Source organism: Pseudomonas sp. KH_040 (assembly GCF_057839305.1).
In genome coordinates this window covers 5,903,548-5,929,316 of record NZ_CM174487.1, presented here as the reverse complement: position 1 = coordinate 5,929,316, position 25,769 = coordinate 5,903,548, and the positions used below count along the sequence as shown (strand labels likewise).

21 protein-coding genes and 1 pseudogene are annotated in these 25,769 nt (G+C 59.5%); 6 read left to right on the top strand and 16 right to left on the bottom strand.

The features are described from left to right. Window positions 1-41: 41 nt before the first annotated feature. From ispA to AC3IUF_RS26380, 3 genes are all read right to left on the bottom strand, one after another. Complete coding sequence (gene ispA / locus AC3IUF_RS26390; RefSeq protein WP_095114006.1) at window positions 42-929, bottom strand: (2E,6E)-farnesyl diphosphate synthase; 888 nt, start codon at window positions 927-929, stop codon at window positions 42-44. Then, a complete protein-coding gene (locus AC3IUF_RS26385) occupies window positions 926-1,168 on the bottom strand; it encodes an exodeoxyribonuclease VII small subunit (RefSeq protein WP_003228627.1) in 243 nt (80 codons plus the stop codon). Before AC3IUF_RS26385 ends, ispA begins: the two co-directional genes overlap by 4 nt. A 112-nt stretch (window positions 1,169-1,280) precedes the next feature. Beyond that, window positions 1,281-2,426: a Fic family protein gene (locus AC3IUF_RS26380; protein WP_447787277.1), complete on the bottom strand. Its 1,146-nt coding sequence runs from the start codon at window positions 2,424-2,426 to the stop codon at window positions 1,281-1,283. A 278-nt stretch (window positions 2,427-2,704) separates the two neighbouring features. On the opposite strand from AC3IUF_RS26380, the gene AC3IUF_RS26375 reads away from it, so the two are divergent. From AC3IUF_RS26375 to AC3IUF_RS26350, 6 genes are read left to right on the top strand one after another with little or no spacing between them, the layout of a single operon-like run. After that, entirely contained in the window at window positions 2,705-3,496 is a 792-nt protein-coding gene (locus tag AC3IUF_RS26375) for a YfaP family protein (protein ID WP_007910916.1), read from the top strand. 36 nt (window positions 3,497-3,532) lie between these two features. Continuing rightward, entirely contained in the window at window positions 3,533-5,245 is a 1,713-nt protein-coding gene (locus AC3IUF_RS26370) for a DUF2138 domain-containing protein (RefSeq protein WP_489279719.1), read from the top strand. Continuing rightward, window positions 5,230-5,880, top strand: coding sequence for a DUF1175 domain-containing protein (locus tag AC3IUF_RS26365; protein ID WP_007910912.1), 651 nt, complete (start codon window positions 5,230-5,232; stop codon window positions 5,878-5,880). Before AC3IUF_RS26370 ends, AC3IUF_RS26365 begins: the two co-directional genes overlap by 16 nt. Next, window positions 5,877-10,451 (top strand): alpha-2-macroglobulin family protein, encoded by a 4,575-nt coding sequence (locus AC3IUF_RS26360; RefSeq protein ID WP_489279718.1) that lies wholly within the window; start codon window positions 5,877-5,879, stop codon window positions 10,449-10,451. Before AC3IUF_RS26365 ends, AC3IUF_RS26360 begins: the two co-directional genes overlap by 4 nt. A 1-nt stretch (window position 10,452) precedes the next feature. Continuing rightward, the gene (locus AC3IUF_RS26355; RefSeq protein WP_489279716.1) at window positions 10,453-12,072 is read left to right on the top strand and encodes a DUF2300 domain-containing protein; all 1,620 of its coding nucleotides are present in this window, start codon (window positions 10,453-10,455) and stop codon (window positions 12,070-12,072) included. 3 nt (window positions 12,073-12,075) lie between these two features. Further along, window positions 12,076-12,888, top strand: a complete 813-nt coding sequence (locus AC3IUF_RS26350; protein WP_414916729.1) for a YfaP family protein — start codon at window positions 12,076-12,078, stop codon at window positions 12,886-12,888. A 24-nt stretch (window positions 12,889-12,912) separates the two neighbouring features. Here the strand turns inward: AC3IUF_RS26350 and AC3IUF_RS26345 are convergent, their stop codons facing one another. From AC3IUF_RS26345 to eat, 13 genes and pseudogenes are all read right to left on the bottom strand, one after another. Further along, window positions 12,913-13,347: a hypothetical protein gene (locus AC3IUF_RS26345; RefSeq protein ID WP_007910907.1), complete on the bottom strand. Its 435-nt coding sequence runs from the start codon at window positions 13,345-13,347 to the stop codon at window positions 12,913-12,915. Window positions 13,348-13,409: 62 nt separating this feature from the next. Further along, entirely contained in the window at window positions 13,410-13,967 is a 558-nt protein-coding gene (locus tag AC3IUF_RS26340) for a hypothetical protein (RefSeq protein ID WP_489279715.1), read from the bottom strand. A gap of 127 nt (window positions 13,968-14,094) precedes the next feature. Beyond that, on the bottom strand, window positions 14,095-15,270 hold the full coding sequence (locus AC3IUF_RS26335; protein ID WP_489279714.1) for a GGDEF domain-containing protein: 1,176 nt from the start codon (window positions 15,268-15,270) through the stop codon (window positions 14,095-14,097). A 207-nt stretch (window positions 15,271-15,477) separates the two neighbouring features. After that, window positions 15,478-16,563 (bottom strand): annotated as a pseudogene (gene darG, locus AC3IUF_RS26330) (type II toxin-antitoxin system antitoxin DNA ADP-ribosyl glycohydrolase DarG). Between the two features lie 65 nt (window positions 16,564-16,628). After that, entirely contained in the window at window positions 16,629-17,549 is a 921-nt protein-coding gene (locus tag AC3IUF_RS26325) for a restriction endonuclease (protein ID WP_150706812.1), read from the bottom strand. A gap of 493 nt (window positions 17,550-18,042) precedes the next feature. Next, window positions 18,043-18,789 carry a S24 family peptidase gene (locus tag AC3IUF_RS26320; RefSeq protein WP_042704877.1) on the bottom strand — a complete coding sequence of 249 codons (747 nt, stop codon included), beginning with the start codon at window positions 18,787-18,789 and terminating at the stop codon, window positions 18,043-18,045. Between the two features lie 223 nt (window positions 18,790-19,012). Further along, entirely contained in the window at window positions 19,013-19,540 is a 528-nt protein-coding gene (gene ppa / locus AC3IUF_RS26315) for an inorganic diphosphatase (RefSeq protein ID WP_003205933.1), read from the bottom strand. Between the two features lie 112 nt (window positions 19,541-19,652). Then, complete coding sequence (locus AC3IUF_RS26310) at window positions 19,653-20,465, bottom strand: M90 family metallopeptidase (protein WP_007910894.1); 813 nt, start codon at window positions 20,463-20,465, stop codon at window positions 19,653-19,655. 4 nt (window positions 20,466-20,469) lie between these two features. Then, a complete protein-coding gene (locus AC3IUF_RS26305) occupies window positions 20,470-21,120 on the bottom strand; it encodes a DedA family protein (RefSeq protein WP_007910892.1) in 651 nt (216 codons plus the stop codon). Between the two features lie 229 nt (window positions 21,121-21,349). After that, the gene (locus tag AC3IUF_RS26300; protein WP_007910890.1) at window positions 21,350-21,811 is read right to left on the bottom strand and encodes a GNAT family N-acetyltransferase; all 462 of its coding nucleotides are present in this window, start codon (window positions 21,809-21,811) and stop codon (window positions 21,350-21,352) included. Window positions 21,812-21,926: 115 nt separating this feature from the next. Continuing rightward, a complete protein-coding gene (eutC, locus tag AC3IUF_RS26295) occupies window positions 21,927-22,751 on the bottom strand; it encodes an ethanolamine ammonia-lyase subunit EutC (protein WP_007910888.1) in 825 nt (274 codons plus the stop codon). Window positions 22,752-22,756: 5 nt separating this feature from the next. Beyond that, complete coding sequence (locus tag AC3IUF_RS26290; RefSeq protein WP_007910886.1) at window positions 22,757-24,151, bottom strand: ethanolamine ammonia-lyase subunit EutB; 1,395 nt, start codon at window positions 24,149-24,151, stop codon at window positions 22,757-22,759. A 52-nt stretch (window positions 24,152-24,203) separates the two neighbouring features. After that, on the bottom strand, window positions 24,204-25,655 hold the full coding sequence (gene eat / locus AC3IUF_RS26285) for an ethanolamine permease (protein WP_007910884.1): 1,452 nt from the start codon (window positions 25,653-25,655) through the stop codon (window positions 24,204-24,206). Window positions 25,656-25,769 lie beyond the last annotated feature (114 nt).

The window sequence follows — 25,769 nt, the reverse complement described above, 5'->3', positions numbered from 1 at the left end:
GCCCCCTGCCCACGCGTTGGTCTTTTTTGACCGATTGCTGATCAGTGACGCCGCTCGACGATATACCGGGCCAGCTCGCGCAACGGCTCGGCGGCCGCGTCAAACGGTCGCAGGGCGTGCAGGGCCTGATCGCGCAGTTCCAGCGCGTAGGCCTTGGCGGCGTCGAGACCGAGCAGCGCCGGGTAGGTCGGCTTGTCACGGGCAATGTCGGCGCCCTGGCGTTTGCCGAGGGTGGCGGTATCGCTTTCGACGTCGAGAATGTCGTCCTGCACCTGAAAGGCCAGGCCGATGGCCTGTGCATAAGTCTGCAGGGCACGGAGTTCATCCTGCTCGGCACGGCCGCTGGCCAGAGCGCCGAGTTTGACGCTGACTTCGATCAGCGCGCCGGTCTTGTGCCGGTGCATCTGCTCGAGGGCTTTCTGATCGAGCTTGAGGCCGACCGATCCAAGGTCGATCGCCTGACCGCCGACCATGCCTGCCGGGCCCGCAGCCTGGGCGAGTGCGGTGACCATTTGCAGGCGGATGTCGCTGCTGCAATCGCTCAGGCGCGGGTCGAGCAGGGCGCTGAACGCCAGACTCTGCAAACCGTCACCGGCCAGGATCGCGCAGGCTTCATCGAATTTTTTGTGAGTGGTCGGCTGGCCGCGACGCAGATCGTCGTCGTCCATCGCCGGCAAATCATCGTGAACCAGCGAGTAGGCGTGGATCAGCTCAACCGCGCAGGCCGCACCGTTGGCTTGCTCAGCCTTGCCACCGAGCGCTTCGCACGCCGCGTAGGCCAGCAACGGTCGCACGCGTTTGCCGCCGTTCATCACGCTGTAGCGCATGGCTTCGTAAAGCCGCGCCAACTCCGGCAACGGTGCGTTGAACAGGGTTTCCAGCGCTGCGTTAACCCGGGTCTGACTGGTCGCCGTATACGCTGCAATCATTCTGGCTGTTCCGCGTCGAAGGGTTCCTCGGCGAGTTCGCCATCGCGCTCCAGCAGCACTTGCACCTTCTGCTCGGCTTGCGCCAGCGCTGCCTGGCAGTCACGGGTCAGACCGATGCCCTGCTCGAAAGCGGTCAGCGAGTCTTCCAGCGACAATTCACCGTTCTCCAGACGCTCGACCAATGTTTGCAGGTCGGCGAGGGACTGTTCGAAATCCAGTGCAGCTTTTTTGCGGGCCATGGCGGCGATTTCCGGTTGACGTTAAACCGGCGCGACACTAGCAGATAGGGGGTTTATGGGCAAATGAGCGGGCCGGCTCCCAAGGACAGAAATGGCTCTGTGCTGGGTGAGATTAATGTGTAGCTCTGTCGGGATAGTTGATCTGATAGCGGGTGCTACGACCCCCACCCGGCAAGCGTTGCAGGCAACCTTTCTCCAGCAACTCCGCAAGGTGTCGGGTTGCTGTGGCCTTCGACACTTTCGCCACCGCTTGATATTGCCCGGCACTGATGCCGTGCTCAAAGCCCCGCTCGCCGCCGTCGAGCAGACGATTGAGCGCTTTGACCTGCTCCGCCGAAAGTTCGGACTCGCGGTGTGCCTGCCAGAAACGCGTCTTGCCCAGCACGCTTTCAATGCGGGTGATGGCTTGTTGCAGACTGCGTAGCAAGGTTTGCAGGAACCATGTAAGCCATTCAGTGATGTCCAGTGTGGCTTTTTGACTCGATTCCAGAATCCGATAGTAGCCGGACCGATCATCCAGAATGCTCGCCGACATGGCGTAGAAACGGATGGCTTGCGCTTCGCCCTGTGCCAGCGCCAGATCAGTGATGGTGCGGGTCAGACGGCCGTTGCCATCGTCGAACGGATGCAAGGTGACGAACCAGAAATGGGCGATGCCCGCACGAAGCATCGGGTCCAGTGCTGTCTGATGCTGGCTGGCCTCGAACCATTGGAGAAATTGGTCGAGCTGCTGCTCAATACCTTGGCGAGGTGGCGCCTCGAAATGAACCGTTGGACGATCAATGCGACCCGATACCACCTGCATAGGCTCGTCACCGCGTAGTGCACCCACATGCATGCGGCGTGCAGTAAGGTCAGCCTCTTGATCGGGAAACAGCCATTGGTGCCATTCCAGAAGGCGTTCCAGCGTCAACGGTTCGGCAAATCGACGGGTGACATCCAGCATAAGCTGCGCCAGACCTTCACTGCGTTGGCTGACTTTATCGCCGTCGATCAACTCCAGGCCCAAACGTCGCGCCAACGATGACCGCACGGAGCCGACATTCAGTTGCTCTCCTTCGATGGCCGAAGACGTCACGATATTCTGCAAAAGGGCGTCCAGTTCGGTCTGAGCCCCCAAAGAGTCACCTACTGAACCGGCCATCCCCATCAACTGACCTTGGGCCTGTACACACTCGCGCAACAACGGTGCCAGGCGTTCCGCCTGCCAGTTGAAGTCGGGCCAATCGGGCTGCTGCCAGATCCAGTAAGTTGCCATTCGTTGCCTGCCTTGCGTCCGTGAGCCGAATAGAAATGCCATTCGGCTCATTTTGTGAGCCGAATATGACGCCTATTCGGCTCACCGTCCACCGGATTGGCTTGATTCCTACAGCAATAGCACATGTATCCGATTGTTAAAAAACCGCCGAATCGCTAATCTTCGCGCCTTCTACGACCCCATAGTCACGGGTCTTTCAGACGAAACGCAGTTTTCACCGCTGTGAAGTACCGAGGATCGGGTGCAAGGTTTCGTTCAGGCATGGCAGGAGGCATTACATGCGTTCATTTCTTTGGCTGCTGATCGGCCTGGCCTGCGCGCCCGCGCTGCTGGCGGCGCCGACGGCCGAGGTATCGGAGCCGGTGGGTGGCTGGCGCTATCACGGCTTGCTCGATCGCACGGAAAACCCGCAAGTCGCCTACCCGACGCCGCCGATCGATCGCGGCATCCAGCGCAATCGCACGATGATCCAGGGCCAGCTCAAGGCCATCGGCCATATGCGCCCGCCGCACAGTCTCGCGGTGAATGGCAATCCACTGAATCTGTACACCGACGACCAGGGCCGTTTTGCCCGGCCGTACGCGTTCGGCGCCGGCTCCAACAGTGTCGAAGTGATCAGCGCCGAAGGCCAGTCGCTCAAGCGTGTGCAATTTTATGAAGCAAACAATTTGCGCACGCCGGCGCGAATTCGTCTTGTCTTGGGCTGGGACGATCCGAAAGCCGAACTCGATCTGCACATTGTCACGCCCGACGGTCAGCATGCGTTCTGGGCGCGTCCGGCGCTGAGCAATGGCGGCGGTCTTGACCCGGATGGCGTTGATGGCCCCGGCCCGGAAATGTTCACCATGACCGCGCCGCTGCACGGCACCTACCTGGTTTACGTCAACTATTGGGGCAACTTCGGCAACGGCGGCTATAACTTCGAGGAGACCAGCAACCAGAACGAGGTGATCACCTCGCAAATCACGCTGGTGCTCAACGAAAACACCGTCGACGAAAAACGCGAAACGTTCATCGTGCCCCTGCGGGCAATCGGTGATCTGCTGCTGGTCAAGACTTTCAACTATTAAGCATCCCGCCACGGATGAAATCGGGTTTTGTTAACGATGAGTGATAACACTGTGACTCCAGCTGCCGATACGCCAGCGACTCAACCTTCCCGGAAATGGCCGTTGCTGCTGGCCGGGCTGTGCCTGGTGGCCGGTGTAGCGGGTGGTTTTGGCTGGCTGCTGCTCAAGCCCAAGGCACCGCCGGCGGAATTGGCCAGTGACAAACTTGGCCTGAGCCGCCCCGATGCACTGCTGGAAACCCGCTCGCTGAGCCAGTTGCCCAAGGACTTGCTGACGGTGCCGTTCCTCAAGGCCACGCTCACCGAAGATTTCGTCTTCTATTACGAGACCCATGCGGATCGCCTCGGCTTGATCGGCAGTCTGCGCCGGATCATCTACGAGCATGATCTGAAGTTGCAGGACAGCCTGATCGAGCAACTTTTCGATCAGCCAGCCGATGTCGCGCTGTGGCGTGGCGCGGATGGTCGCTTGAAGGATTTCCTGCTGGTGATGGATCGCGGTGGTCTGGCGAAACTGCTCGAGCCGTTGGCGAAAGTCGCGCTGGATGACACGCAGCTCAGTCAGATGGGCGAACTCAAAGTCGGCGGCGATAGCGTGCCGCTGTTCCAACTGACTTATAACGCCAGCAAAGCCCTGTTGTTCGCCTCCCACGGGGACAAGCTGGTGGTGCTGTCCAATCCGGCCAAGTACTACGACCCGGAAAGCGGCGTGTCCGAAGAGTCCGGCCACGTTTCACCGCAAGCGCTGGCGGCGCTGCTCAATGGCGAAAAACTGTTCCCTGAAGCCTTCGGTCTGCCGGCGAAAACTGCGGAAACCAAACAGCGCCTGTCGGTCAACTCCAGCGTTCTCGCCATGGGCTATCAGCGCTTCATTCCGAACTTCGCCGGGCTGCGCTTCGACATGGATGACAAGGGTTGGCACAGCTACCTCGCCATGGACGAACTGGAAAACCAGCCCGACTTCGATTTCAAACCGGTCTGGCAAGCCATGCCACTCGGCGCCAGTGCCTGCGTAACCCTGCCGGTCGCGGCCGAACCGCAAAAACCATTGCTGGTGAAACTCGGCGCCGAAGAAGCGGTAGCGCAGACCCTCACCGAGCACGTGGCCGGCGCGGCGGGCCTTTGCTGGTACGCCGATTCGCGTTTGTACACGCCGCTGTTGGTCGCCAGCCTTAAAGACGAAGACAGCAGCAAGCTCGACGGTGATCTTGGCAAACTGTTCGGTTCGATGGTCGGTGCATTCGAAGCCAACGTTGAAGAAAACGTCTTCCCTGTGGTCGAGAAACAAGAAGGCCAGAAACATGTCTGGCAGCGTCAGGTCAGCTCCAATTTCGGCGCGTATGCGGCGAAGACTGCCGAGAATCCAGATGCGATTTCCGGCAAGGCGTTCATGAAAGTCAGCCTCGCCCGTCACGGTTCGACGCTGCTGTTTTCCCTCGACGACAAACTGGTCGACAAGGCCCTCGGCACCCTCGACAAACGCTTCCCGCCGATGGCTGACGTGCTGCCCAAAGACGTGCTGATGCCGATCTACTTCGGCCCGGACTCGATGGCGCAACTGATGCAGCAGGAAACCCTCGACAGCCTGCCGCAGGACATGGAACCGGTGTTTTACAACGCCGCGCAAACCTATCTGATCCCGAAATTGCGCACCCTTGGTGGCTACGGCAAATACGCGCTGATCCTGCCGGAAGGCAGCGAGCCTGACGGCCACTGGCAATGGTTGCCGCTGGAATGGAAAGCGCTGTGACCACACTGATCCGCAGCCTCGGCCTGCTCGCGCTGTTACTCAGTGCGGGCGCCCGAGCCGTTGAAGCGCCGGCGCTGGATCCGGCGCAATCCCAGGTGTTCCGCGCCTGGTTCGTGCGCATCGCCCAAGAGCAACTGAGCCAAGGGCCGAGCCCGCGCTGGTATCAGCAGGACTGTGCCGGGCTGGTGCGTTTCGCCGCCAACGAAGCGCTGAAAGTCCATGACGAAAAATGGCTGCGCAGCAATGGCCTGTCCAATCGCTATTTGCCGCCGGAGCTGTCGCTCAGCGATGACCAGCGCAAGTTCGCCCAGCAATGGCAGCAGGGTGGCGGCAAGGTCGGGCCGTACGTCAACGCGATCAAACTGATTCAGTTCAACAGCCATCTGGTCAGCCGCGACGTGTCGCAGGCGCGGCCCGGTGATCTGATGTTTTTCGATCAGGGCGACGACCAGCACCTGATGATCTGGATGGGCCGTTACATCGCCTATCACACCGGCACCACTACCCCGACTGACAACGGCATGCGTTCGGCAAGCCTGCAGCAACTCATGACATGGAAGGACACCCGATGGATACCCGACGCAGCCAACCCCAACTTCATCGGCGTCTATCGACTGAACTTTCTCTCCCAATGACCGGTGCCCGCATGTTGCGACTCTGTTCCCGAATTCCTTTGCTGCTGGCGCTGTTGCTGCCAGTGGCTACCGTCAGCGCCGAAGATTCGGTCGGGCCGAGCGGCTACACGCCGGTCTCCGGTGAAAGCTTCTTCCTGCTCGCCGATAGCAGTTTCGCTGCCGACGAACAGGCGATGGTGCGCCTCGAAGCGCCGGGCCGTGATTACCGTCGTTTCCGCATGGAACCGTATGGCGGCGCCGACATTCGTGTGTACCGCATCGACAAGCCGCTGGATTTCCTCAAGCGCCAGAAGAACCTGCACCGCGTGGCCAGCGATGGCCAGTTCAAGGGCGAAGGCCTGTCCAACACCCTCGCGTACCTGTGGGACAACTGGTACCGCAAATCCCGGCGGGTGATGCAGCGCGCGTTCTCCTATGAATCGCGCAAACAGGTCACTGAAGAAGTGCCGGAACTGAAGATGGGCAACGCCATCGCCGCGCCGACGCCGTACGACGCGCAGCCGCAATTTGCGCTGATCCCGGGTCTGCCGGTGGTCAGCCAGTTCCGTTATCCGCTGTGGCAGGCCAAGCCGATTCAACCGCCGGCCGGGGTCAATCTGGCCGGGTCTTCGAGCGATTTCGTCAGTGTCGCGCCGGGTAACGTTTACATCCCGCTGGGCAATCTGAAGCCGGGTCTGTATCTGGTTGAAGCGCTGATCGGTAAATACCGCGCGACCACCATGGTTTTCGTTTCCAACACTGTGGCGGTGAGCAAGATTGCCGGCGATGAATTGCTGGTCTGGGCCGCACGCAAACACGAAGGCAGCTCGGTACCGAAGGTCAATGTGTTGTGGACTGACGGCCTCGGCGTGATGAGCAGTGGCGCCACTGACGCCGATGGTTTGTTGCGTTTGAAACACGTCAGTCCGGAGCGTTCGTTCGTGATCGGCGAGGATGAAGAGGGCGGCGTCTTCGTCTCGGAAAACTTCTACTACGACAGCGAAATCTACGACACCAAACTCTATGCCTTCACCGACCGGCCGCTGTACCGCCCGGGTGATTGGGTGTCGCTGAAGATCGTCGGTCGCGAGTTCAAGAATGCGCGGGATTCGGTATTGCCGGGGGCCGCGGATGTCACGGTCAGCGTGCTCGATGCGACCGGTACCGAGCTGCAGCACCTTGACCTGAAACTCGATTCGAAGGCCGGTACTCAGGGTCGTTTCCAGTTGCCGGACAACGCGGTGGCGGGCGGTTACGAGATTCGTTTCAACTACAAGGATCAGGCTTACAGCAGCGCCTTCCGTGTAGCCGAGTACATCAAGCCGCACTTCGAGATTTCGCTGAATCTGGCCAAGCAGGATTACCGCACCGGCGAACCGGTGAAGGGCAGTCTGGTGCTGCTCTACCCTGACGGCAAACCGGTGGCTAACGCCAAACTGACCCTGAGCCTGCGTGCCCAGCAACTGTCGATGGTCGACAACGAGCTGCAATACCTCGGGCAATTCCCGGTGGAACTGACCAGCACCGAACTGACCACCGATAGCAAAGGCAACGCGAGCCTCGACCTGCCGGCCGCCGACAAGCCGAGCCGCTACATGCTCACCGTGTTCGCCAGCGATGGCGCGGCGTATCGGGTCAAGACCACCAAGGAAATCCTCATCGACCGTGGCGCGGCGAGCTTTCGTTTGAGCGCGCCGCAACGCTTCAGCGCGGTCGGCGACAAGGTTGCGTTCAGCTACGCCAACGAGGGCGGCAGCGAGCCAGGCAAAGCGGTGACGCCGAGCACGTATGGCTGGGTGCGTCTGGAAGACCAGAGCACGGGCGAAGGCAAACTTGCGGCGACTGATAAAGGCTTCAGCCTCGCTTTCGAGCGTCCAGGCACTTACAACCTGACCTTGAAAGATCAACACGGTCGCGTACTCGGTGCCACCGGGCATTCGGTCACTGGTGACGGTGTGAAAGCGGTGCCGGGCACTGTGGAAATCGTCCTCGACAAGCCTGAGTACAAGGCCGGTGATGAAGCGCTGGCGCTGATCACTTTTCCTGAGCCGGTCAGCGATGCCTTGCTGTCGCTGGAGCGCGACAAGGTCGAAGCCACCGCGCTGCTGGCCAAGGGCGCCGACTGGCTGAAACTGGAAAAGCTCAGCGACACCCAATACCGCGCACGCATCCCGGTGAAAGACAACTTTGCGCCGAACCTTACGTTCTCGGTGCTGTACACCAGGGGCGGTCAGTACAGCTTCCAGAACGCCGGGATCAAAGTGGTCGCGCCGCAAATCGACGTGGCGATCAGCACCGACAAAGCGGTGTATCTGCCGGGCGACACGGTCACGGTTGACCTGAGCACGCAGTTCGCCGGCAAAGCAGTGCCGGCGCACCTGACCGTCAGCGTCGTCGACGAAATGGTCTACGCGCTGCAACCCGAAGTTGCGCCGACCATCGACCAGTTCTTCTATCACCCGCGCCGTAACAACGTGCGCACCAGTGCGAGCCTGTCGTTCATCAGTTACGACGTGGCGTTGCCGGGCAGCCCCGGCGCACCGGGCAAAGCCAACCGCAGCGAGCGCGGGGTGAAAGTGCTAGAGCGGCCGCGTCGTGAAGACGTCGACACCGCTGCGTGGCAGCCGGAGTTGTTGACCGGTGCCGACGGCAAAACCCGCTTCACCTTCAAGATGCCGGACTCGCTGACCCGCTGGCGCATTACCGCCCGCGCCATCGCCGATGACGGTCAGGTCGGGCAGAAGAAGCAGTTCGTGCGTTCGGAAAAACCGCTGTACCTGAAGTGGAGCGGGCCGAGCAAATTCCGCAAGGGCGATCAGCCGCAACTCGGTGTGTTTGCGTTCAGTCAGGCCGAAAAGCCGGTCAAGGCTGAACTGGTCACTCACTATGCGGGCGCCGAACAGCGTCTGCCGGTGACCCTGAACAACGGCATCAACTACCTGCCGCTGCCGGCGTTCGCCTTGGCCTCCGGTGAGTGGACGGCGGAGCTGGTTCAGGACGGCAAAACCGCGGACTCTCTGGCCGTGCGCCTGAGTGCGACCGGTGATGGCTGGCAGGTGACGCAGACGCAAAGCCTTGATGTCGCCAGCGGTGACACACCGTTGAGCCTGCTGGCCGACGCCACGGATATTCGCCTGCGTCTGGATGACAGTCCGCAAGCGCTGTTCCGTTCCGCACTCGATGATCTGCTCAGCTATCCGTATGGAGGCGTCGAGCAGACTGCCAGCCGTTTGCTGCCGTTGAGCATTGCCTATCCATCGCTGGCGTCGAACCCGCAGATCCGCGATCGCTTGCGCCTGATCATGCAGAACAGTCGTCTGCGTCTGGTGCAAATGGCCGGGCCATCGGCGAGCTTCACCTGGTGGGGTTACGACGGTGAGCCGGATGCGTTCCTCACTGCTTACGCCTACTACGCCGACTGGAATGCCAGCCAAGTGCTGGAGTTGACCTTGCCACCGGAGCACTGGCAGCGGGTGCTGGAGGTGTACGCCAAGCAAGCGCCGAACACTCCATTGCTGCAACGGGCGCTGATTCTGTCGTTTGCCAAGCAGATGCATTTGCCGGTGAACACCTTGCTCAGCGGGTTGATGGACGATCTGGCCAAGGCCGGTGAGGGTAACGCCGAGACGTTGATGGACGACGGCGAAGACAGTCTGGTGATGAGTGATCCGGATTCGGCGCTTGGTCTGGCGGCGGCGCGGGTGTTGACCGCTTCGTTGGCCACTCAATCGAAAGTGGCCTTGCCTGACGCGTTCAATCGTCAGCTGGCTTCGGCGCAACAGCGTCTGTCGGTCAGCTCGCAGCCGTTTGCCGAAGCGCTGAACCTGTCGCTGCAACCGTTCGATCAGGCCCGTGCGCAAGCGCTGTTGCAACGACTGTTGCCGCAGCAATCGACCCTCGAACGTGCGCTGGCACTGACCTGGTTGCAACGCAGCATCGCCCAGGCTTCGCCAACTATTGCCTTGGCGCCGGGTGAAGGCTGGAAGAAAAACTACGGTGCTACCGGTGAGATGTACTGGACTTGGCAAGGCGCCACTCCGGTGCCGAGCGTGTTGACGGTGTCCGGTACGCAAGAGCGTCCGCTGCGCGCGGCGTTGAGCTTCCAGACCCAGCAACCGGCGGTCGATCCGATGGCCGTGACCATCACTCGTCGCCTGTCGCGACTGGTGCCGGGCGATGAAGCCTTCACCTTCAAACTGGAGCCGGTCGGGTCCAAGCCGTTGTCCAGTGACAGCCTGTATCTGGACGAAATAATCCTCACCAGCAAAGCGCCGAAACCACTGCGCTACGGCATGCTTGAAGTGCCGCTGCCACCGGGCGCCGATGTCGAGCGCACCACCTGGGGCATCAAGTTACAAGGCAAGGACGGCACCGAGCCGACCGCGCTGGAGAAGGCGCGATTCGAACCGGGCCAGTTGGCCTACGCCGTGCCGGTCGATGCGCTGAGCGGCGAATTGCGCCTGCGCCATCTGGTGCGCTTCTCGCAGAAGGGCCAGTTCAGCCTGCCGCCGGTGCGTTTCAAGCAAGTCTACGCACCGCAGCATCAGGCCCAGGAAGCGAAAGCCGCCCTCGGTCAGGTCACGGTCAACTGACATGAGCCGGCCGCTGCTGTGGCTGCTGATGTGTGTGATCCCTGCGCTGGCAACGGCGCAGGACGAGCCGTTGCGCGTGGCCTACAAGGGCGAATTGTTGTCGTTGAGTCAGACGCAACTGATCAAGCGTGAACCGTTGCCGTCATCGCTGGATACGCCGCTGGGCAGTCTGTGGAAGTTGTTTGTCTACGCATGGCTGGTGGATACCGGAGCGCGGGAGCCGGCGTATGAATGTCGCGGGCAATCGAAAGACGAGATTTATTGCTGCTCGGCGGGTGGCAAGATCGAGCGTGATCAGGCGTTGGTGAAATCCTGCGGGTTGTATTTCGAGCCTGCGCGGTTAGGGATTTCGGCGGCGGATTGGCGAACCTATTGGCAGGTGCGGAGGGCGCCGTCGTGGTTGCTGGATCTGCCTTCGGTGCAACCGGCTCAACGGGTTTCCGTGGTTGAACTGCTGAAGGTTATGGCCTCGTTGCCGGCGCAGGATCAGGCGCGTCGAGTGCTACTCGACGTGGTGCTGAACGCGGCGGACGGCAATGTCGTTGGTGAACTGGGCGGGCGCTTGCGGGTGAAAACCTGGAGCTGGCTCGGTGATCAGGACCCACAATCGCGGCAGGGCGGGTTTGCTGGCTGGACAGCTGATGGCTCGCCGATCTGGGCGGGCGGACGTGGCACCAGCCAGATGGTCTTGCGCCATTATGGACAGGCATTGGCGACGGTGTTGCCAGCGGCATGGCCAGCAGAGGCGGGGCGTTGTGTTGAAGTCAGATTGTTCTCGCGCTATCCGGTTTCGCGGGTTTTGACTGGCGAGCGGGTGGTCACTTCCGGCCCGTTGCAGGGCGACTACCGCGTCGAATTCGCCAACGGCAACGCGCTGGATATCCACAGCGACGGCGAACTGTTTCTGCTCAACGACAAACTCGTCGCAAGGCTTGATCGCGAAGAATACGTCGCGAGAGTACTGGAACGTGAAGCCAAACCCGAACCCGCCGAAGCGGCCAAAGCGCTGGCCGTGGCAATCCGCACTTATCTGCTGCAAAACTCCACGCGCAACGGCGACTGTCTGAGTATCGACGACAGCAGCAATCGCCAACGCGTTGCACCGCGCCCGGCCGCTGCTGAATCCCGAAGCATCGCCGCATGGACGGCGGATCTGGTTTTGGCCGGTAGCACCGTCACCTATCACTCCGATCAACCCGGTCCGGACAAGCTCGCCTGGCAACAAGCCGTCGAGCAAGCCAACTCTGGTCAGCGCTACGACGCGATTCTGCTGCACGCCTATCCGCGCGCCAGCCTCAGCCGCTGGGACAACCCCGTCGCTTCCTGCGAAGCGCTGCCCGCCGCACAAGACTGGCTGCAGAAACAGCGACGCGGCTGGCGTCCGAAGCTGGAAAGCGAAACCGGCTACAACGAAGTCAGCACATTTGCCGTGTGCAAACTGGCGTTCGGTCGCCCGTTTGTCGACCGTGAACGCCAACGCATCTACGTGCGCGGCGTGCTGACTCTGCAGGATCGCCTCGATCTGACGCACGAATATCTGCACCTGGCCTTTGAAGCACATCCCAACGGCCAGGATGAAACCTACATCGAAGGGCTCGCCCGTCACCTTTTGCTGGAATAGACCATGACACTCCGTTATCCACAGGTCTTGCTGCTGCTCTGCACGTTGACCGCGCTCTCGCCGGCCATCGCTGCCGGTGGCGTCAAACTCGACACCCCGGTCGGCGGCTGGCGCAGTGGCGCTCCCGAAGGCGAGGGCGAAAGCTTCCGTCAGACCGTCAACTACCCGGCCTCATCGGTCAACACCCCGATCGGCCAGGCCAACACCGCGCGCATCAGCGGCGAGATAAAAGCTGCGCGGAAGGACAACGAGCCCGGCCGTCTGATCGTCAACGGCGTGAGCATGCCGCTGAAAATTGACGACAGTGGCCGCTTCGACCGCCCGTTTTCCTTCCCCAACGGCAGCAACAGCGTCGAAGTGCGCAGCCCCGACGGTCAGCAGCGTCACCGCACGCAATTCCTCAACACCAGCGGCGGCGCCACCCCGGCCAAGCTGCGCGTACTGCTGGCATGGGACAGCGATGGCACCGACCTCGACCTGCACCTCGTCACCCCCGACGGCGCACACATCTGGTACGGCAACCGCAGCGCCGCCAACGGCGCGGCGCTCGACGTCGACGTCACCACCGGCTACGGCCCGGAAATCTTCGCCATGCCGGCGCCGATCAAGGGCCAGTATCTGGTGTATGTGAATTACTACGGCGGTGGCTATCGCGGGGACGAGGATGGCGGCGATGAGGCGGTGCAGCCGCTGACCACGGCGCAGGTCACGGTGATTACTGAGGAAGGTACGCCGAGCGAGAAGATGGAGACGTTTCTGATCCCTATGCGCGCGGTGGGAGAGCTGACGCTGGTGAAGTCATTCAGTTATCCCTGAGCAGGTACTCGCTCAGGGATAGCACTAGAAACCGGGCGGAATGTAACCGGGTACGAACGGAACGTTGATGCATTTGCCATGAATGATTTTTCCGTCCTCGATCCTGAACAGTACGATCTTTTTGGCTTTATTGACGGTCGCTTCCAGTTTGCAGTCAGAGCTATGCCCGACCGTCTCGTAGTACTCGGTGTACACCATGCCGTTGCCGGTGTGATTCATTGAAGTGCCGGCCGCTTCGGTGGTGGTCCAGCTGGAGGATTTGAACCAGGTCAGGACGGCCAGATTTTCGCCGTTGGCACCGGTCTGTTTTTTCATTGAGTCAGGTTTACCGAACAGATCGAGTGCTTCCTGAACATCCCGTCCTTCCCAGCGCGACTGTGCAATCAGGTGGCAGCCATTAATCATTGAGACTGTGGCTGTTATCAGCAACGTCAGTAACGTTTTAGTCCATTGATTCATCATGACTCCCGGTGTCATGTGCGAGACGAAATAGCGCGCTGCAGCGCCCAGAAGTCAGGCTGTTACTTGTTGCCCAGTATCGAGTCGAGGTTGTCCATCATCTGGCCTTTCTCTTGAATCGGTGCAAGTTTGAAGAACATCTGCTGCATGCCCTGAATCATCTGCAAGTGCTCCATCTTGCCCAATGCAATCATGTCTTTTTTCTCTGGAGTGCAAACGAAAGCCAAAGCGCGCTGGACCCAGAATTCTTTCGGCTGTTGCCATTGCTCGTTTACTTTCAGGTGCCGCAGCATGTAGGCAATTCGATCCACCGACTGGCCATTAACAAACCGCACCTTGTTGGTCTTGCACTGAACTTCCAGGTTGTAGGCATCGATCATTGGCTTGCCCGGCTCTTCATACACCAGCGTCACCGCCAGCATTTGCGCACCCTTGGTACGCGTCGACGGCACAACTGATGTGCTGTCGGCGACATACATGATGTTCTTGTGCGGAACGCCGTTGCCGTAAATGATCCACCAGTCGCCGACGGGGTTCGGCTCTTCCGCTGACGCTGAGGTGGCAGTCAAGAGTGCAGTCAGTAGAGCGAGGGATTTACTCAATCTGAAAAATGATGACATGGTGTTGCTCCATTCCTTGGCGCTTTTGTAATGCACAAAAACAGAATGAAAATTTAGTGGCGGGTGCCGGCTGGGGCAATTAGGGCGGATGTGCTAATGGCTTATTGAAATGGCCGTTTGTTGGGCATTAATTATCGGCAAGGCTCAAGTACAGCGAACGCAAAGTCTGTACACGATTACGCCCCTTGTCTTTGGCGCCGTACAGCGCCTGATCCGCTTCCGATAGCAGGCGTGACAAGTCGTAGCCGGATTCACGGGTAGTCACAACTCCGATGCTGACGCTGAGCAGCCCCGGCTCAAGAATCGACAATTGCGAGAACGAACGGCGGATCCGTTCGGCAATTTCCAGTGCAGTCTGCTCATCGCAATCGTTAAGCAGGCAGGCAAACTCCTCACCGCCAATCCGCCCGCAAACATCTTCCTTACGCAGGCTCTCGGCCACGATCCGGCCAAACGCAATCAACGCCTGATCCCCAACGGGATGGCCATAGGTGTCATTCAGACGCTTGAAGTTATCCAGATCGCAAAGCAACAACGCCGCCGGTTCCCCGTATTGCTGACTTTGGGCAAGCAACTCCCCGGCGTTCATCATGAACGCGCGACGATTGCCAATGCCCGTCAGCGGATCGCTGAACGCCGCCGCTTTGAGCTTGAGCTCTGCACGTTCCTTGACCATCGCCAGGGTGATGTAGGCAATGCCGATGACATACAGCATCGACTCGAACAGCATGAACGAGAAAAACGGCACACCCTCGCCAGTGCCCAGCAGCGCCTTTGTCACCGGCAGCCCTTCATCGGTCGCACTGCGAACGGCGTAGAACACAGTGTGTAGAACGGTCAGCACCAGCGCCGGCATAAACGCGACGTCCAGAGTGTGGCGGCTGCGCCAGAGCTCCAGCGTTGTCAGCACGCCGTAACCGAATGCCAGCAAGGAGTAGATCAGAACCCGATTTGGCATCGACTCGTAGAAGGCGGGAATCAGACACAAGGTCAGCCAGGCGAACGCGCCTGCCAGAATGCCGGACACTGACGGTCTGCGCCCGACCAGCGTGCGCATGGCCGTCCAGTTCATCGCTGCACTGAGTAACAGAACAACATTGCCGAACACAATGGGAATGAAGTCGACCCCTCGATCACGCCAACTGACCAATACCACGCCCAAGGCGCCCAGCAGCATCATGCTTCCTAGGTACGCCAGTGGCGGCTCGCGGGTTTCGCGATACCAGGCGTGCAGCGTCAAAAGCCCCATCAAAAAGAAGACGAAGACCGAAACGACCAGCAGGGTCGGGATATGCAGGACCATTCCATGGATTCCCGTGAGGCTCAATACCGGAATCCGGCCGGTGGCGGGAATGCGGGTAAAAACAGAGGGGGTGGTTATAAGGCGGGATTTAGCACTGTGGGGGTTGGGTTTTGCAAGTGTTGGCGCATTGACCTGAGGATTGCCTAAGCCATTGCGACAGGCAGCGGGGCAATTGTGCAGCAGCAATTGCCCTGTTTCGCTCCGGCGTCAGGCCGCTATGTTTGGACTGAAACTGCTGGAAGTAAGGCGCTCAATTGCGATCCCCAGAGCTTGATCGTCAAATAGCTTGTTTTTTCGCACTGCAGCGCTGGAACCACCATCCCACTTCATCAGCGCTTCGCGTAAAGCTGGAACGGTTGGCGCAACGCCGTCCTGAATCAGCAACCAGTCGACAGTCGCGAGCAACTCCATGCCAAAAGGTGATTCAAAGCCATCAATCAACTCAGCCGTGCGCTCCAAAGCCTGGGAGTATTCCTTGGCTTCAGTCTTGAGGTAGGTCTGCAAAAAGGCTCTGCGATCTTGATCAAACCAAATCACATCAGTGTTCTCCGCATCACTGATGCGCTTGGCGCAATGCAAATAGCTGCCATCCAGATTGTTGAGCAGATGTTCCAATCGATTAGCGTACGGTCCGAATTTATGGGCGACGAATTTAAGATTCAGCGGGTTCTCAGTACTAGGAAGTTTTTCGATTGCACGCTCAAGAAACCACGCCAGTTTCTGAATCTCGAGCAGGCTGCATTCCATCCCCAGAACCCAATAACGTCGTACCAACTCTGCAATCAGCGCCCGTGCCGGAGTGAGTTGCTCAACTCCGTTGCGTTTAGCGACATTCAGATACTGATTGGAGGGTTCGAACACCAATACATCCACGTCCAGATCGTCCAGTACTTCAACAATTTGCTCACGCACTTCAGGCCACTACAGTCCACCATTACCAGCACCTAGCGGTGGGACGGCGACGGACTTCACGTCGTTTTCTATCAAGAAACGACGCAAGTCATGCAGACCTTCGGTTATCCAGGCCATTTGCGAGGGAGAGCGCCAGTGGCGTTTGGTAGGGAAGTTCACGATCCAGCGCGGGCCATCGAGTTCATTGGTGGCCGTCACGTGCATTTTGCCGGTTTCTACTTCGCCGGCCTTGCACGCTGCTGCATACAGACGGTAATTCTGCGCAAAGCGTTCTTTGAACATCAACGCGATGCCTTTACCCATCACACCCACAGTGTTCACCGTGTTGACGAGGGCTTCGGTTTTGGCTTCCAGCAGGTTGCCTTGGGTGAATCTGATCATTGGAAATACCATTTGGGGCGCGCATGGACTAGCAGAGCAAGAGCCAGATCAGAGAGCGGCAAACCTTATTCCTCATCAAAGTAATCGCGATCCAGCGTCGGCAACCGCAACAAGCGCGATGTCACGCCAACCTCATGATCCATCATCAGATGCACCAGTCGCGTTCCGTCTACCAACACAATGCCATCCACCGATTTAGCGAAGTCAACAGCGTGCGCGGTAAAGCCAGACGTGGTGATGAATACGCCGCGCTTAGCTTTTTGCCCGGCGAGTGCTCCGTAGAACGCCTGCAGTTCAGGCCGGCCAACCGTGTTTTGCCAGCGTTTGGCCTGAACATAAACCTTCTCCAGCCCTAATTTATCGAGCGAGATAATGCCGTCGATACCCGCATCACCGGAACCGCCGACACGTTGCAGATCATTGCGACTGGCGCCATACCCCAGTCGATGAAGCACATCCAGCACGATCACTTCGAAACGGTTGGGGCTAACTTGCAGCAAGTTGTCCAAAAGGTCCGCCGCCGTGGCATCGCGCAATTCCTTTAGCGCTCGCTCCAGTCGGTCGTCAGGGCTTTCGGTGGCGGAGGTCAGGTCTGGCTCAATGTTTGGTTGGTCGTCTAGTGGTTCAGCATCAGGCGCGACCTTCAGCTTCACATTCATGTAGCCGATTGCCAAATGCTCCACGTCCTTGGCCGACAGTGGAAATGCATGCTCCTTGGCGTACTGCGCGCCTGCATCAGTCAATTTCCAGTAACCGCGTTTGGCACTGCTGGAAAGACCGGCACGTTTGAGTCGATCGTGCGCCCAACCTGAACGGTTTTTGTAGGTAGCCTGACCACTGGCGATCAATTCTTCGCGCTGTGCTTCGGTCAATTGCAGTGTTTTTGCTGCCGCTTCGTGAGCGTCCCGAGCAATCGCACCCTCGGGTTTTGTGGCGAGAAAACGAAGGATCGGTTCGATGAACTGATCGTAGGTTGGAACGGACATAGGCGCATCCCTGTGCTGAAGGTTTTTTAACTAACCGGCGGGCGAGTATAAATTAACGCTCGCTGAGGATGCCTTGGAGAGTAAGCACTGTTTGCGTGAAAACGTAAGTCGCTATGTCTCGGTTCGCACATATGTCGAATATCTGGCTGGTTCACTTTCTCACAGGCATTAAAAAGCCGGCTTGTGGCCGGCTTCTCGGGGACTGGCTTGGCCTATTTTTGGTAAGCCTTGCCAGCCTTCAAAACGTACATCCGGATCTGCGTCCGGCTGTGGGACTTGGTCAGACGTTGGTCTGCCGCGTCGGGCGCTGTCTGAGCCGCGGGGCGGGTCGATGCGCAAATGTGGGGCGCAGGATACTGAGTTTTGCTGTGGATTCCCAGCCTGAAGTGCGGTTTAGAGCGACCGCAGTCGAACAAATTCGAGATTTGTACCGATTATCAGGGCCTCATCGCGAGCAGGCTCACTCCTACAGGGGGCTTTGCGGGCCGTGAGATCAAAGAAACGGCACCACCGGCCGCCGCTTGCTCACCGTCGACCACCAGAACACCCAGCCCAATATGTGAATCCGTTGCTCTTCAATCTGCGCCGGGTGGAACACTTCGTCCGGGTATTCGGCGCTGTTGTGGCTGCGCAGGCGCAAGCCGTTGCCGGGCATACGGTGCAGGTATTTGATGCGCAGCATGCCGTCGTGTTCGATGGCGTAGATTTCGCCGTCCACCACTTTTGTCAGGCCGCGGTCGATGGCGACGATGGAGCCGTCTTCGATGCGTTCGGCCATGCTGTTGCCGATCATGTGCGCGCAGATGGCGTCGGCGTGGCGGATTTCCAGTTGATCCAGTGGTGCACGCAGCAGGCGGATGGACAGATCCGGGTCCTGAATGACGTGGGTTTTGTCGGAGCCGTTGGTCAGGGGTGTTTCCTTGAAGAAGGCCAGTTCGATGTCATTGGGATGGATGAATCGGTAGGCGCCCTGTGGATCGTGGGCGTCAAAGCTGTCGCCGTTGCTGGCAGGCGGAGTCAGGCTTGGCAGCTCTTTTGTGCCTTCGCCGGTTTTCAGCCATTCGCTGTTGACGGACAGCAGGCGTGAGACTTCTTCCATGCGATACGCCGGGACGCCCCGGGTGTACCAGTTGTGGACATTTTGGGCTTCCGTGCCCCAGAACTTTGCGAAACCCGTTGTCGAGATGTTCGCAGCTTCCAGGAGTGCCTTGAATCTTGGACCGCTAGTGTTCTTTCTCATAAACACGGAGTCTACGGCCGTGCCAGAGCGGTTTGAATAAACCGGACGTTCAAAAACGGGCTGAATTTTGCGACGGAATGTAAGACGATCTTGTGGGAAATTACACAGGCTAAAACTTTTCTGTAGTCCGCCATAAACACTCTGTTTAAGACGGCTTTTGCCGAGCACAAAAAACCCCGGATCAACCGGGGTTTTCTTCAAGCCTCGCGCGTAGCGCAGGTGCTTAGCCTTTGTAGGCGGCAACCGACTTGGTGATCGCTTCGCGGGCGGCGTCTGCACCGGCCCAGCCTTCGATCTTGACCCATTTGCCTTTCTCGAGATCTTTGTAGTTCGCGAAGAAGTGCTCAATCTGCTGGATCAGCAGTGGCGGCAGGTCGGTGTATTCCTTCACATCGACGTAAAGCTGGGACAGCTTGTCGTGTGGCACTGCGATGACTTTGGCATCGCCGCCGCCGTCGTCAGTCATGTTCAGGATGCCGACTGGGCGCGCGCGGATCACCGAGCCTGGCGCAACCGGATAAGGGGTCACAACCAGCACGTCGAGGGGATCACCGTCGTCAGCCAGGGTGTTCGGGATGTAACCGTAGTTGGCCGGGTAGAACATTGGGGTGGCCATGAAACGGTCAACGAACAGGCAATCGCTGTCTTTGTCGATTTCGTATTTGATCGGCGCGTGGTTGGCCGGAATCTCGATCGCGACGTAGATGTCGTTCGGCAGGTCTTTGCCAGCCGGAATCTTGCTGTAGCTCATTGGGCGTTGCCCCCGTAGTTGACCAAAAACACTTGGCCGGATTGACCAAAAAGTGGCGGCGATTATAGGCATATTCTGCCGTCGGCGCCATGTACCGAAAGTCGTGCAGAGCTTAGTCGTGCGCCTGATAGACCGGGTCTGTGGCCTGAAGTTGCCGTAACCGGCTCAACGGGTCCTGACGGTAGAAAAGCTGTAGCTGCGCATAGACCTGTGGATAAGCCTCGTGCAGCAGATCCGGGGCGCTGAAAAAGTACTCGCTGGTAACGGCAAAGAATTCGGCCGGGTTCTCGGCGGCGTAGGGATCTATGGCGGTTTCGGCGTCAGGATTGCGATCGAGCTGACGGTTGAGATCGTCGTAGGCGTGTTGCATCACTTCGGCCCAGTCGCTGACGCGCATGTCAGCATGCAGTGGCGGCAGGCCGTTGGCGTCGCCATTGAGCATGTCGAGTTTGTGCGCCAGTTCGTGGATCACCAGGTTATAGCCTTCCCAGCCACCACTGGCCATCACGCCCGGCCAGGCGAGGATGATTGGCCCCTGTTGCCAGGCTTCGCCGCTGTGTTCACCGTCCCACTCATGCTCGACGCCGCTGGCATCGCGATGACGTTGCGGGCTGAGGAAATCGTCGGGATACAGAACAATCTCGTGAAAACCCTGATACCAGTTCAGGTCGCCCAGATTCAGCAGTGGTAATTGCGCCTGGGCGGCGAGCAGCAGGCGTTGTTCCTGATGCAGTTCGACGCCGGGCAGGGCGCTCAGGTGTTTGTCCTCGAGGAACAGCACGCAGGCTTCGCGCAGCCACTGGTCTTCGGTAGCGCTGATACCGTCAAGGAAACTCAGGTGATGGCGCACCCGCTGCCACATCTCGTCGGCAATCGGGTGCCTGGCCAGAATGCGCCGGCGACGCCAGGCGCTCAGCGACCACATCGGCTTAGTGCGATTGGGCTTTGGTGCCGCCGAAACGGCTGCGAACCACGCCGAGGATCATCGGCACCAGCGACAACAGAATGATCGCTACCACCAGCAACGACAGGTTTTTCTTGATGAACGGTACGTTGCCGAAGAAGTAGCCCAGCGTCACCAGACCGCCGACCCAGAGGATGGTGCCCAGCACGCTGAAACCGAAGAAGCGCGGGTATGGCATCTTCGCTACGCCGGCGACGAACGGCGCAAAGGTACGGATGATCGGCAGGAAGCGCGCCAGCGTTACGGTCTTGCCGCCATGCTTGTCGTAGAAGTCGTGGGTTTTTTGCAGGTAATCGCGACGGAAGATTTTCGAGTTCGGGTTGCTGAACAGTTTCTCGCCAGCCGTTCGTCCGATCACGTAGTTGGTGCTGTCGCCAAGGATCGCCGCGAGCATCAGCAGGCCGCCCAACAGCACCGGATCCATGCCACCGCCCGCCGCAACGGCACCGGCAATGAACAGCAACGAGTCACCCGGCAGGAAGGGCATCACTACCAGACCGGTTTCACAGAAGATCACCAGAAACAGGATGGCGTAGATCCATGGCCCATAGTTGTTCACCAGCAAATCGAGGTACACATCGAGATGCAGGATAAGGTCGAGCGGGTTGAAATCCATGGGGGCACCTGTGTGACGGCCCGACTCGGCAGGCCTGTGCGGATGACTTCGTGTAAGCCTACAGCGGGGTGTAGTTTTTCTTACAAGCCGGAAAGCTCGGGATTATACGGTCTGAAGGATGAAAAGCGCGTTGGTTTTGTAGCGGGGGATGTCGGGATGTGAGGATTTGTCAGACAGATAATCATTGTGGCGAGGGAGCTTGCTCCCTCATCACAGGCAAACCGCGCGATCAGAGTTCTTCGCTGATCGGCAGCACGTAGTTCTTGAACTCGGTGTCTTCCTTGAACCCGATGGACTCGTAGGTTTTCTGCGCGACTTCATTGTTGCTGCTGGTGGAGACGCGCATACGCACGGCCTGGGTTTCCTTGGCCATTTTTTTTGCGGTGCGGATCAGGTTATCGGCGACCAGTTGGCGGCGGGCGTCTTCGGCGACATAGATGTCGTTGAGGATCCAGACGCGCTTGAGTGACAGCGAAGAAAAGCTTGGGTACAGCTGACAGAACCCCATCAGCTTCTTGTCGTCATCATCGGCCAGCGCCAGATAGATCACCGACTCCTTGCGGCGCAGGCGTTTTTCGAGGAAGGCGCGGGAGGAATCCGGGTAAGGCAGGGAACCGTAGAACTCGCGATATTTGACGAACAACGGGGTCAACAAATCCAGATGTTCGAGGGTCGCTTGAATAATCCGCATGATAGGTCTCGTCTTCAAGTGGCTGTCTTCAACTGCTCTGACGGCGATGGGAAACCCGTGCGGCCGTGCATCGATCCTGCCTGAAACCTGCGCAGAAACGCAATGCGGAAACGGTTCAGGCAGGGGGCGGGCTGAGTAGGAAGTTTCCTTTCATGTCCGCACCGGCGTCCGACTCCAGCGTCTGAACCTGTGCTTCGTCCTTCAGATTCACGCCCGACAGCTGTCTGCGACAAGCTTCCCGCATCAAGTACAGCAAGCGATGCGCCGCCATGCCGTAGCTCAAGCCTTCGAGCCGTACATTGGAAATGCAGTTGCGGTAGGCGTCGGTCAGGCCGATCTTTGGATTGTAGGTGAAATATAAACCGAGGCTGTCTGGCGAACTGAGGCCCGGGCGTTCGCCGATCAGCATCACCAGCATTTTTGCGCCGAGCAGTTGGCCGATCTCATCACCGACGGCAACGCGGCCCTGTTCCACCAGGACAACGGGCGCCATCGACAAGCCGTCGTCGCTCATTTGCTCTTCCAGTCGCGTGAGAAACGGCAAGGTATGCCGATGCACCGCCAGTGCCGACAAACCGTCAGCCACGACAATTGCCAGATCGACACCGCCCGGATGCGCCGCTGCGTACTCGCGCAAGGCCTGCGCCGATTCTTCGCTGAGCTTGCGCCCCAGATCCGGGCGTTGCAGGTAGCTGTTGCGATCCACGGCGGCGCTGTGCAGCAACAAGGATTCGCGTCCGCGCTCGTTCAGTTGCGCGCTGAGTCCGGCATGATCAAATGGCAGATGCACGGCATCACGTGCCTGGGCATGGGCAAATTGGAAATCCAGTTGCGCGCTGGTCGGCAGGCTGGTGCCGGTGCGGCCGAGAGCGATGCGTGCCGGGGTCAGGCGGCGCAGTTCCAGCCACGGGTTTTGCGGGTCGATGGGCGGTTTTTCCATGTGACTCATCCCAGTTGCGCCAGCGCCTGGCGGAAGGCCGGCGGCAAGTTGTTGCCAAAGCGAACCTTGCCGTCCGCTTGCGTGAAGATGCCCATGTTGGCCAGCCATTGCTCGAACTCCGGCGCCGGTTTCAGGCCCAGGGTCTGCCGGGCGTAGAGCGCGTCATGAAACGAAGTGGTCTGGTAATTGAGCATGATGTCGTCGGAGCCGGGGATGCCCATGATGAAGTTGATCCCGGCGACCCCAAGCAAAGTCAGCAAGGTGTCCATGTCGTCCTGATCGGCTTCGGCGTGGTTGGTGTAGCAGATGTCACAACCCATCGGCACGCCGAGTAGCTTGCCGCAGAAGTGGTCTTCGAGGCCGGCGCGGATGATCTGTTTGCCGTTGTAGAGGTATTCCGGGCCGATAAATCCTACGACGGTGTTCACCAGAAACGGCTTGAAATGTCGTGCTACGGCGTAGGCCCGGGTCTCGCAGGTCTGTTGGTCGACGCCGTGGTGGGCGTTGGCCGACAGTGCGCTGCCCTGACCGGTTTCGAAATACATCAGGTTCTGCCCGAGAGTGCCGCGGTGCAGGCTCAGACCGGCGTCGTAGCCTTCCTGCAACACGTTGAGGTTGATGCCGAAACTGGCGTTGGCCGCTTCGGTGCCGGCGATGGACTGGAACACCAGATCCAGCGGCACGCCACGGTTGATCGCCTCTATGGAGGTGGTGACGTGGGTGAGCACGCAGGCCTGAGTCGGGATGTCGTAGCGCTGGATGATTGCGTCGAGCATCTCCAGCATCGCGCAGATCGAGGCGATGCTGTCGGTGGCCGGGTTGATGCCGATCATCGCGTCGCCATTGCCGTAGAGCAGACCGTCGAGAATGCTCGCGGCGATGCCGGACGGTTCGTCGGTCGGGTGATTGGGTTGCAGGCGCGTCGACAGCCGTCCGCGCAGGCCGAGAGTGCCGCGAAACTTGGTTACCACGCGAATCTTCTGCGCCACCAGCACCAGATCCTGCACGCGCATGATCTTTGATACCGCCGCGACCATTTCCGGGGTCAGGCCGGGGGCGAGGTTGCGCAGGCTGGTTTCGTCGGCGGCGTCGCTGAGCAACCAGTCGCGGAAACCACCCACGGTGAGGTGGCTGACCACGGCGAAGGCTTGCTTGTCGTGGGTGTCGATGATCAGCCGGGTGACTTCATCGGACTCGTAAGGAATCAGCGCTTCTTGCAGGAAATGCGTAAGCGGAATGTCGGCCAGCGCCATTTGCGCAGCCACGCGCTCGCCGTCATTGAGCGCGGCGACGCCAGCGAGGAAGTCCCCGGAGCGCGCCGGGCTGGCCTTGGCCATGACGTCCTTGAGACTGTCGAAGCGATAGGTCTGGGCGCCGACCGTGTGAGCGAAACTGGCCATACACAATTCTCCGTGACGGCGCAGACCGAGCCTGCGCCGGGATTGTCGGCACTCAGTGCAAGGCTTGTTCAGCCTTCTGGATCGCCGCGAATTCTTCTTCCGGCGTGCCTGCTACCAAGTGATGTCGACTGTAGAACGCAAAGTAAGCAATTAACACTCCATAGATGACGGCGGCACCGATTACCACCCGTGGATCGACCAGGAAACCCGCGACCACGGCGATGCACGCCAGCACCAAGGCCACGCCGGAGGTGAAGATGCCGCCCGGTGTGCGGTACGGCCGGTCCATTTTGGGGCGGCGAATCCGCAAGGTGATGTGCGCGGCCATCATCAGCACGTAGGAAATGGTTGCGCCGAACACCGCCACCAGAATCAGCAGATCGCCCTGGCCGGTCAGCGACAGCCCAAAACCGATGATGCCGGGAATCACCAGCGCCAGGACCGGTGCCTTGCTTTTATTGGTTTCGGACAGTTTGCGTGGCAGGTAGCCGGCCCGTGACAGCGCGAAAATCTGCCGCGAGTACGCGTAGATGATCGAGAAGAAACTCGCGATCAGTCCGGCCAGCCCCACAAGGTTGACGAAACTGCCCATCCACGTCGAGCCGCCATAGGCTTTGCTCAACGCTTCGACCAACGGGTTACCGGAGGTCAGCAGCGAGTTGGCGCCCGCACCGCCGGGGCCGACGATCAGAATCAACAGGGCAAACATGAGCAGCACCAACATGGCGCCGATCAAGCCGCGCGGCAGATCACGTTTGGGGTTCTTGGTTTCCTCGGCGGCCAGCGGCACGCCTTCAACGGCAAGGAAGAACCAGATCGCATAGGGGATCGCCGCCCAGACGCCGACATAGCCGAATGGTAGAAACGGACTGGCACCCGCTGCGGCAGTCACCGGAATGTCGAGCAGGTTGGCGACGTCGAAGTGCGGCACCATGGCCACCAGAAACACCCCCAGCGCCAACGCGGCGACGGCGGTGATGACAAACATCAGCTTGAGCGCTTCGCCGACCCCGAATATGTGGATGGCAATGAAAATGATGTAGAACGCCAGATAGATCATCCAGCCGCCGATGCCGAACAGCGATTCGCAGTAGGCACCGATAAACACCGCGATAGCCGCAGGGGCAATGGCGTATTCGATGAGAATTGCGGTGCCGGTGAGAAAACCGCCCCACGGCCCGAATGCACTGCGGGCAAAACCGTAGCCACCGCCAGCGGTGGGGATCATCGAAGACAACTCGGCCAGAGAAAAGCACATGCACAGGTACATGGTGGCCATCAGCAGCGTCGCCAGGAACATGCCGCCCCAGCCACCCTGAGCGAGGCCGAAGTTCCAACCGGCATAGTCACCGGAAATCACGTAGGCAACGCCCAGACCCACCAGCAGTACCCAGCCGGCGGCACCTTTTTTCAGTTCGCGTTGTTGAAAGTAATCCGATCCGACTTTTTCAAAGTCGACGGAGGCGCCGGTCGCCGGAGCGCCAGCCGGGGATTCGCTAGGCATAGGGTTTACCTTTCTTATTGTTGTATTGGCCCGGCTTTTTTGCCGGTGGGTAGCATGATCGTCCCCACGCTCTGCGTGGGGATGCCTCAACGGACGCTCTGCGTTCGGCATTGG

What these genes read in the sequence shown, in the direction of transcription:
- AC3IUF_RS26310 (WP_007910894.1), bottom strand. Translation starts at nt 20,465, where the DNA reads ATGTGGTCGCTGAGCGCCTGGCGTCGCCGGCGCATTCTGGCCAGGCAC.
- AC3IUF_RS26370 (WP_489279719.1), top strand. Translation starts at nt 3,533, where the DNA reads ATGAGTGATAACACTGTGACTCCAGCTGCCGATACGCCAGCGACTCAA.
- ppa (WP_003205933.1), bottom strand. Translation starts at nt 19,540, where the DNA reads ATGAGCTACAGCAAGATTCCGGCTGGCAAAGACCTGCCGAACGACATC.
- AC3IUF_RS26365 (WP_007910912.1), top strand. Translation starts at nt 5,230, where the DNA reads ATGGAAAGCGCTGTGACCACACTGATCCGCAGCCTCGGCCTGCTCGCG.
- eutC (WP_007910888.1), bottom strand. Translation starts at nt 22,751, where the DNA reads ATGGAAAAACCGCCCATCGACCCGCAAAACCCGTGGCTGGAACTGCGC.
- AC3IUF_RS26355 (WP_489279716.1), top strand. Translation starts at nt 10,453, where the DNA reads ATGAGCCGGCCGCTGCTGTGGCTGCTGATGTGTGTGATCCCTGCGCTG.
- AC3IUF_RS26290 (WP_007910886.1), bottom strand. Translation starts at nt 24,151, where the DNA reads ATGGCCAGTTTCGCTCACACGGTCGGCGCCCAGACCTATCGCTTCGAC.
- AC3IUF_RS26375 (WP_007910916.1), top strand. Translation starts at nt 2,705, where the DNA reads ATGCGTTCATTTCTTTGGCTGCTGATCGGCCTGGCCTGCGCGCCCGCG.
- ispA (WP_095114006.1), bottom strand. Translation starts at nt 929, where the DNA reads ATGATTGCAGCGTATACGGCGACCAGTCAGACCCGGGTTAACGCAGCG.
- AC3IUF_RS26350 (WP_414916729.1), top strand. Translation starts at nt 12,076, where the DNA reads ATGACACTCCGTTATCCACAGGTCTTGCTGCTGCTCTGCACGTTGACC.
- AC3IUF_RS26340 (WP_489279715.1), bottom strand. Translation starts at nt 13,967, where the DNA reads ATGTCATCATTTTTCAGATTGAGTAAATCCCTCGCTCTACTGACTGCA.
- AC3IUF_RS26385 (WP_003228627.1), bottom strand. Translation starts at nt 1,168, where the DNA reads ATGGCCCGCAAAAAAGCTGCACTGGATTTCGAACAGTCCCTCGCCGAC.
- AC3IUF_RS26345 (WP_007910907.1), bottom strand. Translation starts at nt 13,347, where the DNA reads ATGAATCAATGGACTAAAACGTTACTGACGTTGCTGATAACAGCCACA.
- eat (WP_007910884.1), bottom strand. Translation starts at nt 25,655, where the DNA reads ATGCCTAGCGAATCCCCGGCTGGCGCTCCGGCGACCGGCGCCTCCGTC.
- AC3IUF_RS26320 (WP_042704877.1), bottom strand. Translation starts at nt 18,789, where the DNA reads ATGAGAAAGAACACTAGCGGTCCAAGATTCAAGGCACTCCTGGAAGCT.
- AC3IUF_RS26325 (WP_150706812.1), bottom strand. Translation starts at nt 17,549, where the DNA reads ATGTCCGTTCCAACCTACGATCAGTTCATCGAACCGATCCTTCGTTTT.
- AC3IUF_RS26305 (WP_007910892.1), bottom strand. Translation starts at nt 21,120, where the DNA reads ATGGATTTCAACCCGCTCGACCTTATCCTGCATCTCGATGTGTACCTC.
- AC3IUF_RS26380 (WP_447787277.1), bottom strand. Translation starts at nt 2,426, where the DNA reads ATGGCAACTTACTGGATCTGGCAGCAGCCCGATTGGCCCGACTTCAAC.
- AC3IUF_RS26360 (WP_489279718.1), top strand. Translation starts at nt 5,877, where the DNA reads ATGACCGGTGCCCGCATGTTGCGACTCTGTTCCCGAATTCCTTTGCTG.
- AC3IUF_RS26300 (WP_007910890.1), bottom strand. Translation starts at nt 21,811, where the DNA reads ATGCGGATTATTCAAGCGACCCTCGAACATCTGGATTTGTTGACCCCG.
- AC3IUF_RS26335 (WP_489279714.1), bottom strand. Translation starts at nt 15,270, where the DNA reads ATGGTCCTGCATATCCCGACCCTGCTGGTCGTTTCGGTCTTCGTCTTC.